The sequence below is a fragment of the Pseudomonas luteola NBRC 103146 genome (assembly GCF_002091675.1).
GTDB classification, from domain to species: domain Bacteria; phylum Pseudomonadota; class Gammaproteobacteria; order Pseudomonadales; family Pseudomonadaceae; genus Chryseomonas; species Chryseomonas luteola.
Genome location: NZ_BDAE01000051.1, coordinates 1 through 12,574 on the forward strand (window position 1 = coordinate 1; position 12,574 = coordinate 12,574).

At 48.2% G+C, this 12,574-nt stretch carries 16 protein-coding genes; 2 read left to right on the plus strand and 14 right to left on the minus strand.

Annotated elements, in window-relative coordinates:
• Window positions 1-103: 103 nt before the first annotated feature.
• The 13 genes from PLU01S_RS24415 to PLU01S_RS24470 all read right to left on the minus strand — a co-directional run bounded on the left by PLU01S_RS24415 (window position 104) and on the right by PLU01S_RS24470 (window position 10,870).
• Window positions 104-970 carry a hypothetical protein gene (locus tag PLU01S_RS24415; RefSeq protein ID WP_074830464.1) on the minus strand — a complete coding sequence of 289 codons (867 nt, stop codon included), beginning with the start codon at window positions 968-970 and terminating at the stop codon, window positions 104-106.
• Between the two features lie 602 nt (window positions 971-1,572).
• Window positions 1,573-1,791 carry a hypothetical protein gene (locus PLU01S_RS24420; protein ID WP_074830461.1) on the minus strand — a complete coding sequence of 73 codons (219 nt, stop codon included), beginning with the start codon at window positions 1,789-1,791 and terminating at the stop codon, window positions 1,573-1,575.
• Between the two features lie 229 nt (window positions 1,792-2,020).
• Window positions 2,021-2,257, minus strand: a complete 237-nt coding sequence (locus PLU01S_RS24425) for a hypothetical protein (protein WP_233432248.1) — start codon at window positions 2,255-2,257, stop codon at window positions 2,021-2,023.
• Between the two features lie 65 nt (window positions 2,258-2,322).
• On the minus strand, window positions 2,323-2,904 hold the full coding sequence (locus PLU01S_RS24430) for a recombinase family protein (RefSeq protein WP_074830496.1): 582 nt from the start codon (window positions 2,902-2,904) through the stop codon (window positions 2,323-2,325).
• Between the two features lie 913 nt (window positions 2,905-3,817).
• Complete coding sequence (locus PLU01S_RS24435) at window positions 3,818-4,171, minus strand: hypothetical protein (protein WP_074830459.1); 354 nt, start codon at window positions 4,169-4,171, stop codon at window positions 3,818-3,820.
• Window positions 4,171-4,956 (minus strand): hypothetical protein, encoded by a 786-nt coding sequence (locus tag PLU01S_RS24440; RefSeq protein WP_074830456.1) that lies wholly within the window; start codon window positions 4,954-4,956, stop codon window positions 4,171-4,173. The genes PLU01S_RS24435 and PLU01S_RS24440 overlap by 1 nt, the downstream gene beginning before the upstream one ends.
• A gap of 19 nt (window positions 4,957-4,975) precedes the next feature.
• A complete protein-coding gene (locus PLU01S_RS24445; RefSeq protein WP_084339947.1) occupies window positions 4,976-7,228 on the minus strand; it encodes a VapE domain-containing protein in 2,253 nt (750 codons plus the stop codon).
• Window positions 7,229-7,278: 50 nt separating this feature from the next.
• Window positions 7,279-7,524, minus strand: a complete 246-nt coding sequence (locus PLU01S_RS24450) for a hypothetical protein (RefSeq protein ID WP_139208984.1) — start codon at window positions 7,522-7,524, stop codon at window positions 7,279-7,281.
• 116 nt (window positions 7,525-7,640) lie between these two features.
• Window positions 7,641-7,871, minus strand: a complete 231-nt coding sequence (locus tag PLU01S_RS24455) for a helix-turn-helix transcriptional regulator (protein WP_074830487.1) — start codon at window positions 7,869-7,871, stop codon at window positions 7,641-7,643.
• Between the two features lie 157 nt (window positions 7,872-8,028).
• The gene (locus PLU01S_RS24460) at window positions 8,029-8,271 is read right to left on the minus strand and encodes a helix-turn-helix transcriptional regulator (RefSeq protein WP_074830484.1); all 243 of its coding nucleotides are present in this window, start codon (window positions 8,269-8,271) and stop codon (window positions 8,029-8,031) included.
• 61 nt (window positions 8,272-8,332) lie between these two features.
• Window positions 8,333-8,851, minus strand: coding sequence for an ogr/Delta-like zinc finger family protein (locus tag PLU01S_RS24465; protein ID WP_074830481.1), 519 nt, complete (start codon window positions 8,849-8,851; stop codon window positions 8,333-8,335).
• 54 nt (window positions 8,852-8,905) lie between these two features.
• Window positions 8,906-9,325, minus strand: a complete 420-nt coding sequence (locus PLU01S_RS25600; protein WP_139208982.1) for an entry exclusion protein 1 — start codon at window positions 9,323-9,325, stop codon at window positions 8,906-8,908.
• Window positions 9,326-9,493: 168 nt separating this feature from the next.
• Window positions 9,494-10,870 carry an SIR2 family NAD-dependent protein deacylase gene (locus PLU01S_RS24470; protein ID WP_074830478.1) on the minus strand — a complete coding sequence of 459 codons (1,377 nt, stop codon included), beginning with the start codon at window positions 10,868-10,870 and terminating at the stop codon, window positions 9,494-9,496.
• Window positions 10,871-10,965: 95 nt separating this feature from the next.
• Here PLU01S_RS24470 and relB point away from each other — a divergent pair, with 95 nt between their 5' ends.
• Window positions 10,966-11,145, plus strand: a complete 180-nt coding sequence (gene relB, locus PLU01S_RS24475) for a type II toxin-antitoxin system RelB family antitoxin (RefSeq protein WP_074830475.1) — start codon at window positions 10,966-10,968, stop codon at window positions 11,143-11,145.
• Between the two features lie 316 nt (window positions 11,146-11,461).
• Window positions 11,462-11,746 (plus strand): type II toxin-antitoxin system RelE/ParE family toxin, encoded by a 285-nt coding sequence (locus PLU01S_RS24480; RefSeq protein ID WP_074830470.1) that lies wholly within the window; start codon window positions 11,462-11,464, stop codon window positions 11,744-11,746.
• An 11-nt stretch (window positions 11,747-11,757) separates the two neighbouring features.
• Here the strand turns inward: PLU01S_RS24480 and PLU01S_RS24485 are convergent, their stop codons facing one another.
• On the minus strand, window positions 11,758-12,114 hold the full coding sequence (locus PLU01S_RS24485) for a hypothetical protein (RefSeq protein WP_074830467.1): 357 nt from the start codon (window positions 12,112-12,114) through the stop codon (window positions 11,758-11,760).
• Window positions 12,115-12,574: the final 460 nt, after the last annotated feature.

Here is a 12,574-nt window from a genome sequence, read left to right on the forward strand (position 1 = left end):
CCGTTTAAAGAGATTTCAGCGCGTTTCGGTAGGGTTTTGGAGCTAGGTAGGAAAATGGTCGAGCGAAGGCCCCGCCAAGGAGACGGTGCGTTTTAGGAGCTATTTATCTTAGTGCTTGTACCCTTCGCCGAACTTCATCATCGCTTAGGTGAGGATTCTGTTCATGCAGCGTGCAAATAAGGGCGGCTATGTTGCGATTAGCCTGAACTCTCTGCTCATTTTGCAATAGCTCTTCAGCCAGCCGTTCACGTGCTTGAAAGCTGCGACGGCGCGCCTGCTTGGCTTGGCTATTGGCAGCAATCTGCCGTACCTGCTGCAGCTTTCGACGAGCAAACTCAGCCAGCTGTAGACGGCGTTTCTCTTTTTTGCGGGTGCGGGCTTGAGCCAACTGATGAGCCAGGCCAAGATCGATGAACAGGCGGGGCCTTAAAATGATCATCGTACGCGTGATCCAGCGTTGGCCATTATGAAATAGCCGTCTTTGCTTACGTCGAATGTATTGAGCCTCTTCTAGCGAAGAGAGCACTCGGGATACAGCGCTTTCTGAAATACCGCTGTCTTCCGACAGGCCTCGCTGACGATTTAGGCGGAACTCGCCATTGTCGTTTACATAACCAAGCACCATGGTTGCCAGATCAACTCTTGCCAAAGCAGGCCCCATGATGGCTGCGAAGCTATTCCAGCGTTCTTGCCGGGTACGACGACCAGAGAGATGCAGACAATCAAATCGACGAAGCCACTTGCCATGGCGTTCCCGAGCCTCTGTCTTCACTCGCTCAACGGCTGTACCTAGAAACGTTTTGGCCTGCTTTTCAGAGAGTCCAGGTAAGCGCTTTTTAGCTGATTTAGGGAGAACTCGGCTACCTTGCAGGGAAACAGGCGAATAGAACCCAGCTTCAGGCGAACCAGTTGGGAAACTTTTACGGCGAGGGCGATGCTGCATCAGTGTGCTTATGGATGACATGCTCATACGCATGACTCCAAAGCACCGTAACCACGTACAACTTCCATGATTTTTCTAAGCTCATCCAAACAGCACGTTACGCGCTGTCACTCGATCAAACTCGGGATGAGATCCTGGAAGCCTTGAAAGCCTTTAAAAGAAAGGCCAGAATTAGGGCTAACAGGTCTCGTCTTCCGGCCCGTCAAAACCGAATTTCCCGAGACCTAGAAGTACGCAGCGCTGGCAGGCGCCTCGTACTCTTCAAAGCCCCGCTTAGCGGGGCTTTGTCGTTTCTACCGTTAACAATATTGTGCTTCGCTTCGCCTTGCAAGTTCAAGATACCGTTCAATTCGGTTCAAAATCGTGTGATTTCGTGTGATTTCGTGTGATTTTAATTTTACCGAATCAACTCATCTCGTTCTGTTACAAAGCAAGAAGTTTATCGAATCTATCTTTTTTCATTCATGAAAACGAAAAATAGAAGATGTTTAAAACTTTTGCTTAAACCACAAAAAAAACATGGCTATAAATGACTGCACGCTAAGGGAAGCGAAGCGTTATGCCCTACTATATTAAAATTTACGACGAACGGTCATTTAGGAATCAAAGAATCTCAAGCTTCCTTTCCTTCACGTCTGAGGTATTCCTGAGCCAAAAGGGACGTCTTTAAGAGCGATGCTCACCTCTTCCGTTAGTAGTGAAATTAATTCACCAACGGCCTCAGCACGAAGCATCATCCCTTTTCTAGAGTTAAGAGTCAGGTCTGTCAGGCTATCCAGGGAGAGTTTTACCCGTTCAAGCTTGTTGTATTGTTCCTCTGTCAGTAGATAGCAGCTGCTATAGCTCATGCAGCTCTCCCCAACTTAGCGTATTGCTCAACCCTAGCCAGTGCCTGAGCATGTCGGACTAAATCACGACAATTAATCGCACGAATTCGTACAGTACGGCCTTGCTGCAGCCAGGCGTACGCTTCTGCTGCTTGTCGTGTATTCTTTACATGTTGCATGGCGGGCTCCTTCAAGATTTCGCCGTGTAATCGCTTGGTAGGTGTTAGCGCACCTGCCAAGCACCTTCTTGCTACTGGCTTTTGCCCCTTTCCTTTTCAGCTATCCATCCAAGTGCCCAACTAGCGGCATCTCTCACGCCTGGCTTGATAGGCTCAAACGCTTCACCTTGAGTGGCTGCCTCTTTTCCTTGTTGCTCGCTTTCAACATGAATCCATACTGTTGTCCGCTTAAAACCATTTTTTTCCATCTTTTCACGTCGGCGGGCTTGGCGATCCCTAGCCAACTTTTTTTCGTTCTCGGAAATCATATGAATTACCGTGAGTGGTCACATGTTAATTGTGCGTGAGTGGTCACGCAAGCGAAAAGGTAACTTTATGGATTGGTTTGACCAGAGGCAGCAGATATCCAGTACCTTTTGACAGTCGAAAGGGAAAACCCTGTGGCCTTGCTCGTTTCCGATTGGCTAAACCCTTTGGCACGACATCGCTGAATTGCTGCCGAGGTTTTATCTGCAGGAGGCCGTCCTGGCTTTTTGCTTGACCGTGCAAGTCCCTCTAAGGTCCGCTCACGAATTCGGTCACTCTCGAACTGAGCAAAGGCCGCGAGCATGGTTAACCAAAGCCGCCCAGTTGAGCTAGTGAGGTCTCCAGCGTGATGATCCAAGAGCAGAACTTTTACGCCCATATCTTGCAGCAGATTGACCGTATCTAGGATGTCACTAGCGTTTCGGCCTAGGCGATCCAGCTTTAAGACAACCACGCTGTCTCCTGGCTCAAGCTTGTTTACCATCTCTTTGAACTTTGGCCGATCCATCGCCTTTACTCGCCCAGAGATCCGCTCCTCAAAATAGCGGTGAGGTGGTAACTCATATCCTGCAGCTTCGAGTGCCTTCAGTTGGTTCTCTGTATGTTGCTCAGCAGTTGATACCCTCGCGTATCCAAAAATACGGCTCATGGTGCACGTCTCTGGTGTCATAAAACGGTTCTATATGAACCATGGTGCCATAAAACCCTATTCAGTAATTTATGACACCAGTTTTTATGCCTGGCAGGTCTGTTCTTAATACGGCCCATTTCTGGGCTAGCAGAGCAAAACAGGATGGAATCCACCCTTTCAATCCACCTCCCCTGTAAGCAAGGCGCGGCGCGGCTTTTAGCTACACAGGAAGGTCACCTAGGTGGATTGGGTGGATGAACTTCTATAAATACCTACCTATAGGCTCCAATAGCCTCCCCCTTATAGCTCTGCCTTTGTTAATACTTTGAATCCACCTATATCCACCTAAATCACTCAAAGCCCCATGGATAAAGGCTTTCAGCCTAGGTGGATTAAGCTAGTTTCAATCCACCTCCTATCCACCTATCCACCTATCCACCTTTTCAATCCACCTCTTCCTCAAAAGGCTTGCTGGTCTCAAAAAGCACGGAATGAAAGTGCATTGCCAAGACAAGTGAAGCCGTGTGAGCACAGTGTTTTTCCAGCGAATTTGGAAAAGACCAAAGGCCTCGCCAAAAGCCTCATAAATCCCCTTCCTGAAAAGCCCCCTAGGTGCAGGGTTTTGCAGGGTTTTTTGAGATCGTTTTATGGCCTGCACCCCAGGCAGGCTGCGGCTTTGAATAGGGTGCAGAAGTGCAGAAAAAACGACCTATTTAGCCCCCAGGCGTCGTGGGGGGACAACTGCGCGCGCCGGGTGCTAGTCTCTACTTCCGTCATGTAATGTGCAGGTAGCGCTACAGCAGCAAAGCTGCTGCGGGTTTATGACCAACGAAACATAAGGACTTCGCCTCTCTTAACAGCTTCTAAGGACTTATAAAGGCGAGCACAAAAAAGCCGCTCTAGGCGGCTTTTTGTAGTTAAGCACTTTGATTCAATAGCAGCATGAATAAGAGAATTTGGATTTACCCTCACATTCTCCGCAGGGTTCGCCCTTATTGGGCTTCATACGAATAGCGCGGTCATCCCAAAGCTCCTGCATTTCCCAATCTTTCTTGTTGGTAACTGCTAGATTCCCTAAGCCGTATTTCTCCAGCCAACGCTGAATTTTCAGCCGCTCCAGGGGGGAGTCTGCTCGAGCAGTGAAGATTCGCACTTCCTGCCCCGCCTGAACCCACTCCTGCACTCTATCGAGCATAGGCTTGAGCGGTTTCCCAATTGTGCCTTCGGGTTTCCCATTGCTCTCGGCAAGCGTCCCGTCGAGATCAACGCCTATCCACTTGCCCATTATTGAACCCTCTTCAAGCCTTGAGCAGGAGCCGAGGGAATTGCACCTGGTCCTAAAGCTTCAAGCGGTAACTCTCCTCCATTCTTTTTGAGTTTGGCTAAAGCTCCCGCTGTTTGGGCAATAATTTCCCCTTTTACTGCTCCTGGAAGACTGACGATATGCCAAGGTTTAGTGTTAATGCTTGGTTTATGGAAGTGTCTCTCTAACATCTCAACAAAGGCGAGATCCGAAGTCTTTTTGCGCTCCTCAAATGTAGCCCCAGCCAGCGCCCTTTCCCAAGACTCAGCAGAGTTGTTTAAAAGGCTGAAAAAGTTTTCTGAATGAAGCTTATATAGTTCATGCAGGAGATCTACGAATCCTTCAGTAGCTAATAGCTGATTCATACGCTCGCCTCGATAGACCCGGTTAACCGGCTCTACCCTCTGAGCTAGATAAAAACGAGCTTCCGAAAGCTTGATAACAAACTCACCATGAAGCTCCTTTCGTACAGCGGCTGTGCGGCTGAATTTTTCCGCGTCCTGCTTCAGCTGTACGCTGCGCTCGATCTCCGCGTTAATTTTACGTTGATCAGCTTTACGTGCTTTTGCCATCTCTTTCCAGGCAGCATTAGCTTTTTCAGCATCGGCCTCGAATGCGGCAGCAGTCATTTCTAAGCGGTTAGTTTCCTGAAACACTTCACTGAATTGCTTTTGCAGGTCCAGATACTCATCACGTTCCTCGTTAAAGGACGCTAGGACTTCTTGTACTTTAGGTGAAAGTGACGTGTGCTCTATAGCGGCTTGCATAGGTTTCTCGCTGTTTTAGTCAATTGCCAATCTTGGCGTGTGGTAAGTGGTACAAGCTCCGGCCCTGCTTGATGCGAGACGGAATATTGAGGTTTCTAAGGGCATGGCCAGTCTCGATCTGCTGCGCCCTGGATGGCTTGTCGTAGCCCAAAAGCAAAAGTACTTCGGCTGCTGTGATCCACTGACGCGGATCCGTTTTCAGGTCAAAGCGCTTAGGAATTAGCTCCTCAATTGGGCTGACTTCCCTGAATCGATCATTCGATTGGGCTAGTAGCTCCTCCTCCCACTCGGTGAGATGCCACTGTTCCCCGGCTTGGTAGTACTGCTCAAAGACCTGAGCCCATACCTGCTGCATATCGAGTCCATGGGCATGATTGATTCGCAGGCAACGCAGTACCCAAAAGCGTGTATTGCCGGTGGCATCCTTTAGGAAGCGATCAGAGTTCACCGAAGCGCAGAAGACGGTACGGCGTGGGAATTCAGAGTCGACCCGGTCATAAGGGCGACGCAGCCGGTCAACCGTTTGGGTGATGAAAGCCTTCAGGGCCTCCATATCACGGCGCAGTGTGGCCTCTAGTTCGCCTAGCTCAACTAGCCAATGGGAAACAGCAGTCATCACGCTATCTTTGTTCTGCGCGTCCAGGCATAGCCCCTCTCGGAGTAAATGCCGCAGCTCGGCCGGTACTAACGCCCGAAACCAGGATGTCTTTCCTAGATTTTGCTCACCCTGAAGCGTGAGGACGCCTTTCGACCACATACCATTAGGGCGCATAGCTGCCGCTACAGCACTGATGAGCCAGCGCTTTACCAAGACGTCTCTAAGCTGGTTATTCTCAGTTTCTAGGCTGGCGATAAGCGTAGATACTCGATCACGTCCATCCCAAGACTTAGAACAGATCCACTCTGCAATCGGAGAGTAGGAGCGCCGGTCTGCAATCGCCTTGATGTAGTCCATTAGGCTTTCACGAGGCATGCGGTGCCGAGCGGCATGGCTGCTCAATTCGGTCAACGCAACATTGGCTCGGTTATCAACGGTAGCGATAAGCCCCGGTACCTGGATCTCTATGGACTTCGAGACCAGGTTGTAGCGTGCCTCGATATGCAGCGCTGCTAATAGCGCCTCCAAGTTCTGTAACGTATTTAGCGGATTGCCCTTAGCGCTCAAGTCTGGGAAGTCAACGCTCACGAATTGGGACTTCTGCAACTGAAGCTTGCTCAACTCTGTTGCCACAGCTGCCAAGCCATGAGCCGCAGCAAAATCATTCCAATCCTGGCCAACAGTAGGAGGCATAACATGAGGGAGTCCCGTTAGCTCGGCCCCTTTAAGGCCTGCTCCGCTCTCATCATTGTCTGCAGCCACAGCCTGTAGCTGGCCAGCAAGCGGCTTGGCTACGGCAGGAAGATTCCCAGCGCTAAATGCTACGATTGCGGCACAACCGGTAGCGGCACGAACAGTTGACCCTGTGGCATACCCTTCCACCAGCCAAACGGGCTCATTACCTTCAATGCGGAAGAAAGTGCCCTTTACCTTACCGCCCATTACGAAGCGTTTTTTACCTGTACTGTCGATCCGCTGTAGGTTGACCAGTTGACCATCAGTATCAAACGCAGGGATCAATAGATCTCCTGCACGAACAACTGTCGCCTCTTCGATCCAGCGACCTTCATCCTTATGCCAAAGTCTGGCCTTGCGATTAGCCGTCGCTAGGCGAAGACCATAGGCGGCAATATTCTTGAGTGTGAGGTAGCCGTGAACAGTGCAGGCTTGGGCAACTTGCCAAGCCTCACAAGCTGCCTGAGCTGCTGCGCGCTGGCCCTCTTCTGCTTGAGCCTCCTGGAACGCTTTGGCAGCCTCTGCTTTAGCCTTTACAGCCTCTGCTTGTCTTGCATATTCAGCATGCTGCTCATCACTAACTGCAGGCCTGTGAGGCTCTCCCTGGAACATAGTCCAGGCCAAGTTACGCGGTTTCCAAAGGGCAGTTCGGCCACCATCTTTGAAGGTACCGAACGTTACGCAAGGCCAAACTGTGCCGTCTTTATCTTGGTCTACACTGCCTACGTAGTAATGTCGTTGATCAGCCTTTCCTTCTAAATCGGACAAGTAATGCCGCTCACCATCCAGGTGAGGCAGTTGGTCTAGCTTTCCCCCAATTTCTGCAGCAGCAGCCTGAGCGTGCTTAAAGAAATACGTTAGAGAGTCGATTGTGGTGGGGAAGCGATCCGCGCAGAAGCTGTAGAAAGGCGTCGGCTTTGATCCACGCTCGTGATACATGCGGTGTCCTCCAAAAGCCCTGCCATTACGCCTAGCAGGGGCTTTTGTACTCAGAATTCGGTGAGAACCCGACCGTTATCGGTCAGCTTGTGGCCATGCCCCTTAAAAGGTGCCGGCTCGGTTTCGGTCTCAACCTTAAAAACGCCTATCTCCTGCGATTTAGGCGGTTCCAAGCCCACTGCGCGACCAAGCCCCTGATGTAGGGCAATGGCTTCCTCACGACTCAGATTGAAGCGGCTCACCTTGAAGGTCTTGCCATTGACCTCGATGCTTATTTGCTTTGCTAATTTCATCATTTGTTTCCTTTGGTTGGTTAAAGGCTTGTCCCCACGCACCCTTATCCAGAAATGCTCCCTTGCCCGCCTCTCTGAGGACTGCCACATCACCGCTAGGAGAAGCAGGTAAGGGATGCTTAGTTGCCGTCTGCCTGATCGGCTTCGGCTAAACCAGACTCCAGAACATGCTGTTCAAGCAGCCCCTTTAAGAAAGCATCAACGCTGCTTTGGAGATAACGACGACCACCTCCCGGAAGCGTTACCGGTGCAGCTAAATCACCACTTCGGATGATGGCTCTTAGGGTCTTTGCGCTGATACCAAGGCACTTGAGCACCTCGGCGCGTTTAAGCAGGGTTTCTCCAGTCATATCTCGAGGCTTTCCTGATCACTTGTTTGGTCGCGGCCATTTCTGCTTTTCCGGTGACCGAAAACAGGATTTCGCGTCACAACTGCCGCTAATTTCCCAGCTTTCCCTCTTTTTCTCTCGTAGCACGAGTTGTAAAACTCGGATTTACAAGATGAAGTTAAGAAATGGCTAAGGCGGTATTACGGGCGTCTAGACGGGCCTGGATCCAGGCGTCTACCTCAGCTTCAAGCCAAGCGACAGACTGCGATCCAATCGGCAAAGGAGCAGGGAAAGTACCCCTACGAATCGCGGCATAGATGGCGGGACGGGACATGCCTGTTTTGTCCTGGACGGTTTTTACCCGTAATAGGCGATTACCAGGCGTGATAGTGGTGAGGTGTTGAAACGAATGGCGGGACATAAAGTATCTCCAGAAGTAACGAGTGAAACTCGCTTAATACTCCCGGAGACAAATATTTAATTCATGTAGCTGGGCTTGTAACCGGTTCGCTTACAACTAACAACTCCTTTTTCGACTTATACTCAAGACTGGCTTGACCCTCTGCACTCCAAGAGCACTCGTTACGCGAGCAATGCAGATATAGGACATAGGTGTAAGGATTGTCAGTTGGAACAAGGATCTGTCTTATTTTATCGCCACACTCAGGGCAAGCTCCTTTAACTGGCTTTCCCGTATGTTTAGGTGTGGCATGTTTCCTAGAAGGACAAACAGGAAGTTTTACTAGAGGATTACAGGGGTCTGGAACCCTTAAACGATAAACAATCTCTTCATATCCTTTGAAGGTTGCCCCACAAAGGAAGTTTTCACATTTAAAACTAATTTCTCGCAATATTGCGCTTTGCCTAACGCTATTACGCCGTACTAATGGCCCACCACAATCAGGGCATTCACGTTGGCGGGCATTGGCTAAAACTGACGCTGAGTAGAAATCCTCAGAACGTTTGGATTGTAGATCTGGCTGGACTTCGAGCTCATTCATATTGGCTCCCGGCTAGATGGATTGAAAGTAATGAAAATGATGTTAGTTATAATTTTAAAGCTTAAAGTTGCTTCGCTGACGTAATGAATCTATTAGATCATTAGCCCAGTTATCTTCTGACTCCGGTTTTTTTCCAGATTCAATAGAGTTAGGTTTATGCTCTAAAAACTTCATCGTTTCTCGCAGCTCTGCTATCTCCCCACGTAATGCTTTTAACTCCTCGATAAGAGCTGCTATGTCGGGTGTCTGGATGGTGTCGGGCTGGGCTGTGCTGGATGTCGGGTTATTAGGTATTGGGTGTCGGGTAGATGCAGGAGGCTCTCCATAGACACGAATCATCTCAGCTAGGTCTATTACTCGTTGACCTTTACCATCATGTCCAGAAGAAACGCGCCCTTCAGCTACAGCCTGGTAAAGACTTGATCTATGTAAACCATAGAGTTTGGCCATTCTTCCAAGGGTTAGGCTAGGCATGTCGGGCACTGTAGGGTTTTGTCTGGTGTCTAGTGTCGGGTAAAAGAATTGATAGGAACACAAGAGAGCAAAAAATACGAGTCAAATTAGCCTGGCTTTCGCTTATCGGGTAGCCGAAAGCCAATTACTTTGAATGGAAAATCCTAACAGAGGAAAGCTTTTTAAATATCAATTAGCTTTTGATTTAGCCTCTGCTATAACTTCGCTCCTAAAATCTTCACCACTTCTAACTTTTTCTAGAAGCTCTTTAAAACACTCAGAATAACGATGTGTCTGAACTTCGTCTCCGTTCATTATTGCGCAGTGATACTTATTATCAAAAGACTTTAAGTCGACCCCAGTCTCATCCTTTATTAATTTCAACATTCTGTCGCATTTATGCCAGAAATTGTACCCTAATGCTTGCCCAATGGCAGTTAATGTATATGGGTAGTTAAGATTAAAAGCTAAACCATCTGAGCTATCAGAAATTCCATACAGTTTAGCTAGTGCTCCTTTTTCTTCGGTAACATTAGCTAAAACCTTGTAGTCAACCTGAACAGGGTTTCTTGGAATATCAGATCTGACAAGTTCATAAGTTCTTGCTAGAAGGGCTCTGAGCAGCCTCGGATCGACATTATTAAGAGCACCATGAGCACCAAAAGCTGAATAAACCCACGAGAAGTCTCCAGCAACTATACTTTTAATAATCACTCCACGATGCTCAGAGACACGGATTAGGCGTTCTCTACGAGGATATTGCTCAGTCAAATCTGACTCGTCACGCTCTAATATGTATATGTTCGGTATTAATTTACCGTCCTCAGACAATATTTCATCTATATCGGCTAGAATAGCTTTAATATTAGGATCTTCTGCACCATAGCCTATAAAAATTAAAGGATGCTCAGCAAAGAAGGTTAGCAGCTTAGCACTTAAATACTTCTTTCTTCTTATGAACTCGTTATAGTCCTCTCTCGTAATGACAATACTATCTGGCTCCGAAGCACAGCCATGAATCTTAAATATTTCACCCACACTTGAATGGTTTGCGTAAAGTATTTTTTGACCTATGATAGAGGTATATTCAGGAAATATTTTTTCCAATAGCCTATCGTAATTAGTTGTTATAATTGAGTGCGGTCTTATTCTTTGAAGAAGTTCTATTTCCTCTAGCTTCATAAGCTCTTCTTCTTCTAGAAGTCTTTCAAAGAATTTTGAAATAGTATACTTTAGATATATATCAGGCGGGTTTCCGTCTTCATACAAATGCTCTGGAAATGGCGGTTCGCCTTTCGTCCAAGCCCAGTCATTATATTTTTCAGCGAACACTGTGCCTATATCAACATATTCATGGTGCCGCTGCTTATAGTAGGCAAAATTACGGTCAATATCAGGGCACTGATCAGCAAGATACTTCAATAATGCTTCCCAACCAGGACCGTTTAGGTGCCTTCTGGTTAAACCAGAACCTACAAATAAGATTGGTTGGCACGCCATATCCTCAATACACTTTTTGATGTCTTCGGTAACGTCTTCAACGTATTTTTTATAGTTTCTTTCCATAAACACTCCGGTTTATATGAAGAGAGGACGACAAGCTGTCTAGCTTGGCAGACTAAATCAGTTAGACTGAGGGTATCCAGTTAGAGATCTACATCATGGCAGCTCAACTATCCCCTATCGTGTCTGAGTTCGAAACTGAGGAACAGGCAGCCAGCTATGACGCTTGGTTCCGCCGTCAGGTAGAAGCCTCATTGTCTGATGCTAAGCCGACTATTCCTCATGATCAGGTCATGGCAGACATGCAAGGTATTATCGAGGCCGCACGTAAACGTTAAGGAAAATGGTAGAAAGCATGACAGGATCGGCGGAATTCAATATATGCTCAATCGCAAGGGAAATGGTGCGGGAGGAATATGCATCATCCTGGCTTTTACTCCAGCTTCCGAACGGTCAATGGGGGGCCTTACAGGAGGAAAAACTTGAGGATAGAACAGCCAGAAGCCTTATTACCGGTGACTTTGGCTCGTGCTCGTATGTATCTTCTTCAAGAGCCCAGGTAGAAGCCTATATCGCAGCCTATTCGGCCTAAGGCTTGCTCCGCTGAGGTCGTGACAGCCCGATAGAGGCTTAGTCACTCATTGGAACCACCCCATGTTACCTATTCACTGGCGTACTACTGCCCGTAACAATCTGGCTAAGATCATTCGCTATATCGCTGAGCAAAATCCAACTGCCGCTAGCGACATGCTAGCTAGACTAGAAAGCGCAATTCTTCCTGCAGCTGAGCATCCCTACCTTTACCGAGCTGGGCGTGTTCCTGGAACGCGTGAAGTCGTAGCTCATCCAAACTACATCTTGGTCTACCGTGTAACAGCTGGAACAGTAGAAGTCGTAAACGTTCTGCATGCACGACAGGAATACCCTGACTCAGATTGATTCAGCCAGGGTCAATCGATGTAAGTCAGCGGTTCAGGCTTACTAAGATCGGGGGAAGGCTCATTGAGCAACAAAGCAGCCACGCTCATTGTCCTATCGACAGAAGCCCAAGACAAAATTCTGTCATCAATCTGGTCAATTTCAGGTTCACCAGATCCGTCATCAAGGTCGATAAGCTCATACCAGCTACCTTTATCGTAAAGGCCTAAGACGGTCCATCGTTCAATGCTTTTCCAATACCGTCTCTCCAGAGTAAGCCAGACAAAACCATCAGTTTTTTCTGGCTCCCCTGGCGTCCAGTAGGAAGGAGGCAGCTGTTGTAGTTTGGATAGCTGTTTATCAGCCAATACAGCAGCATTTACAGGCATGGAATGTTCTCTTCGGTTGTTTTGCTGATTCTGCGCTGATTTTTCGACTGAATATAGATCGTCTCTTTGTTAACTATGATGTCTCGCTTGCGAGGCATGCCGGTAGGCTGCGCCGTGAAGGAGTGAAACGACGCCGTTGTATACAGATAGGAAAGCACTGAGGTTTATGCGGCGTGCAATGACTGGAAGGGCGCAATAACTAGCAAGCAGCTTAATCATTACATGGTCCCCTTTTTGGGCCCCCCCGCGCCTGTAGGCGCGAAATGGGGGAACATAAATATTTAGCTGCTTGGTTATATACCGAGTTTTCGTTTTGCACAGACTCAAAGGCTCTGTTTTATAAGCGAAGCTGGTACCACTCGACAGAAAAGTTTGCATTTATCTCTATAAGCCTTGGCACAGAGAGAATGGTTTGCCTGCTTGAGTACAAAAAAATCCTGTAAACAGCCCAAAGTAGATG

Bases quoted from the DNA above. Each gene is read 5' to 3' on its own strand.
- PLU01S_RS24435 (WP_074830459.1), bottom strand. From the start codon at position 4,171: ATGGGCAAGTGGATAGGCGTTGATCTCGACGGGACGCTTGCCGAGAGC.
- PLU01S_RS25600 (WP_139208982.1), bottom strand. From the start codon at position 9,325: ATGCCTAGCCTAACCCTTGGAAGAATGGCCAAACTCTATGGTTTACAT.
- PLU01S_RS24485 (WP_074830467.1), bottom strand. From the start codon at position 12,114: ATGCCTGTAAATGCTGCTGTATTGGCTGATAAACAGCTATCCAAACTA.
- PLU01S_RS24480 (WP_074830470.1), top strand. From the start codon at position 11,462: ATGTTACCTATTCACTGGCGTACTACTGCCCGTAACAATCTGGCTAAG.
- relB (WP_074830475.1), top strand. From the start codon at position 10,966: ATGGCAGCTCAACTATCCCCTATCGTGTCTGAGTTCGAAACTGAGGAA.
- PLU01S_RS24420 (WP_074830461.1), bottom strand. From the start codon at position 1,791: ATGAGCTATAGCAGCTGCTATCTACTGACAGAGGAACAATACAACAAG.
- PLU01S_RS24430 (WP_074830496.1), bottom strand. From the start codon at position 2,904: ATGAGCCGTATTTTTGGATACGCGAGGGTATCAACTGCTGAGCAACAT.
- PLU01S_RS24425 (WP_233432248.1), bottom strand. From the start codon at position 2,257: ATGATTTCCGAGAACGAAAAAAAGTTGGCTAGGGATCGCCAAGCCCGC.
- PLU01S_RS24450 (WP_139208984.1), bottom strand. From the start codon at position 7,524: ATGATGAAATTAGCAAAGCAAATAAGCATCGAGGTCAATGGCAAGACC.
- PLU01S_RS24455 (WP_074830487.1), bottom strand. From the start codon at position 7,871: ATGACTGGAGAAACCCTGCTTAAACGCGCCGAGGTGCTCAAGTGCCTT.
- PLU01S_RS24470 (WP_074830478.1), bottom strand. From the start codon at position 10,870: ATGGAAAGAAACTATAAAAAATACGTTGAAGACGTTACCGAAGACATC.
- PLU01S_RS24440 (WP_074830456.1), bottom strand. From the start codon at position 4,956: ATGCAAGCCGCTATAGAGCACACGTCACTTTCACCTAAAGTACAAGAA.
- PLU01S_RS24465 (WP_074830481.1), bottom strand. From the start codon at position 8,851: ATGAATGAGCTCGAAGTCCAGCCAGATCTACAATCCAAACGTTCTGAG.
- PLU01S_RS24460 (WP_074830484.1), bottom strand. From the start codon at position 8,271: ATGTCCCGCCATTCGTTTCAACACCTCACCACTATCACGCCTGGTAAT.
- PLU01S_RS24445 (WP_084339947.1), bottom strand. From the start codon at position 7,228: ATGTATCACGAGCGTGGATCAAAGCCGACGCCTTTCTACAGCTTCTGC.
- PLU01S_RS24415 (WP_074830464.1), bottom strand. From the start codon at position 970: ATGAGCATGTCATCCATAAGCACACTGATGCAGCATCGCCCTCGCCGT.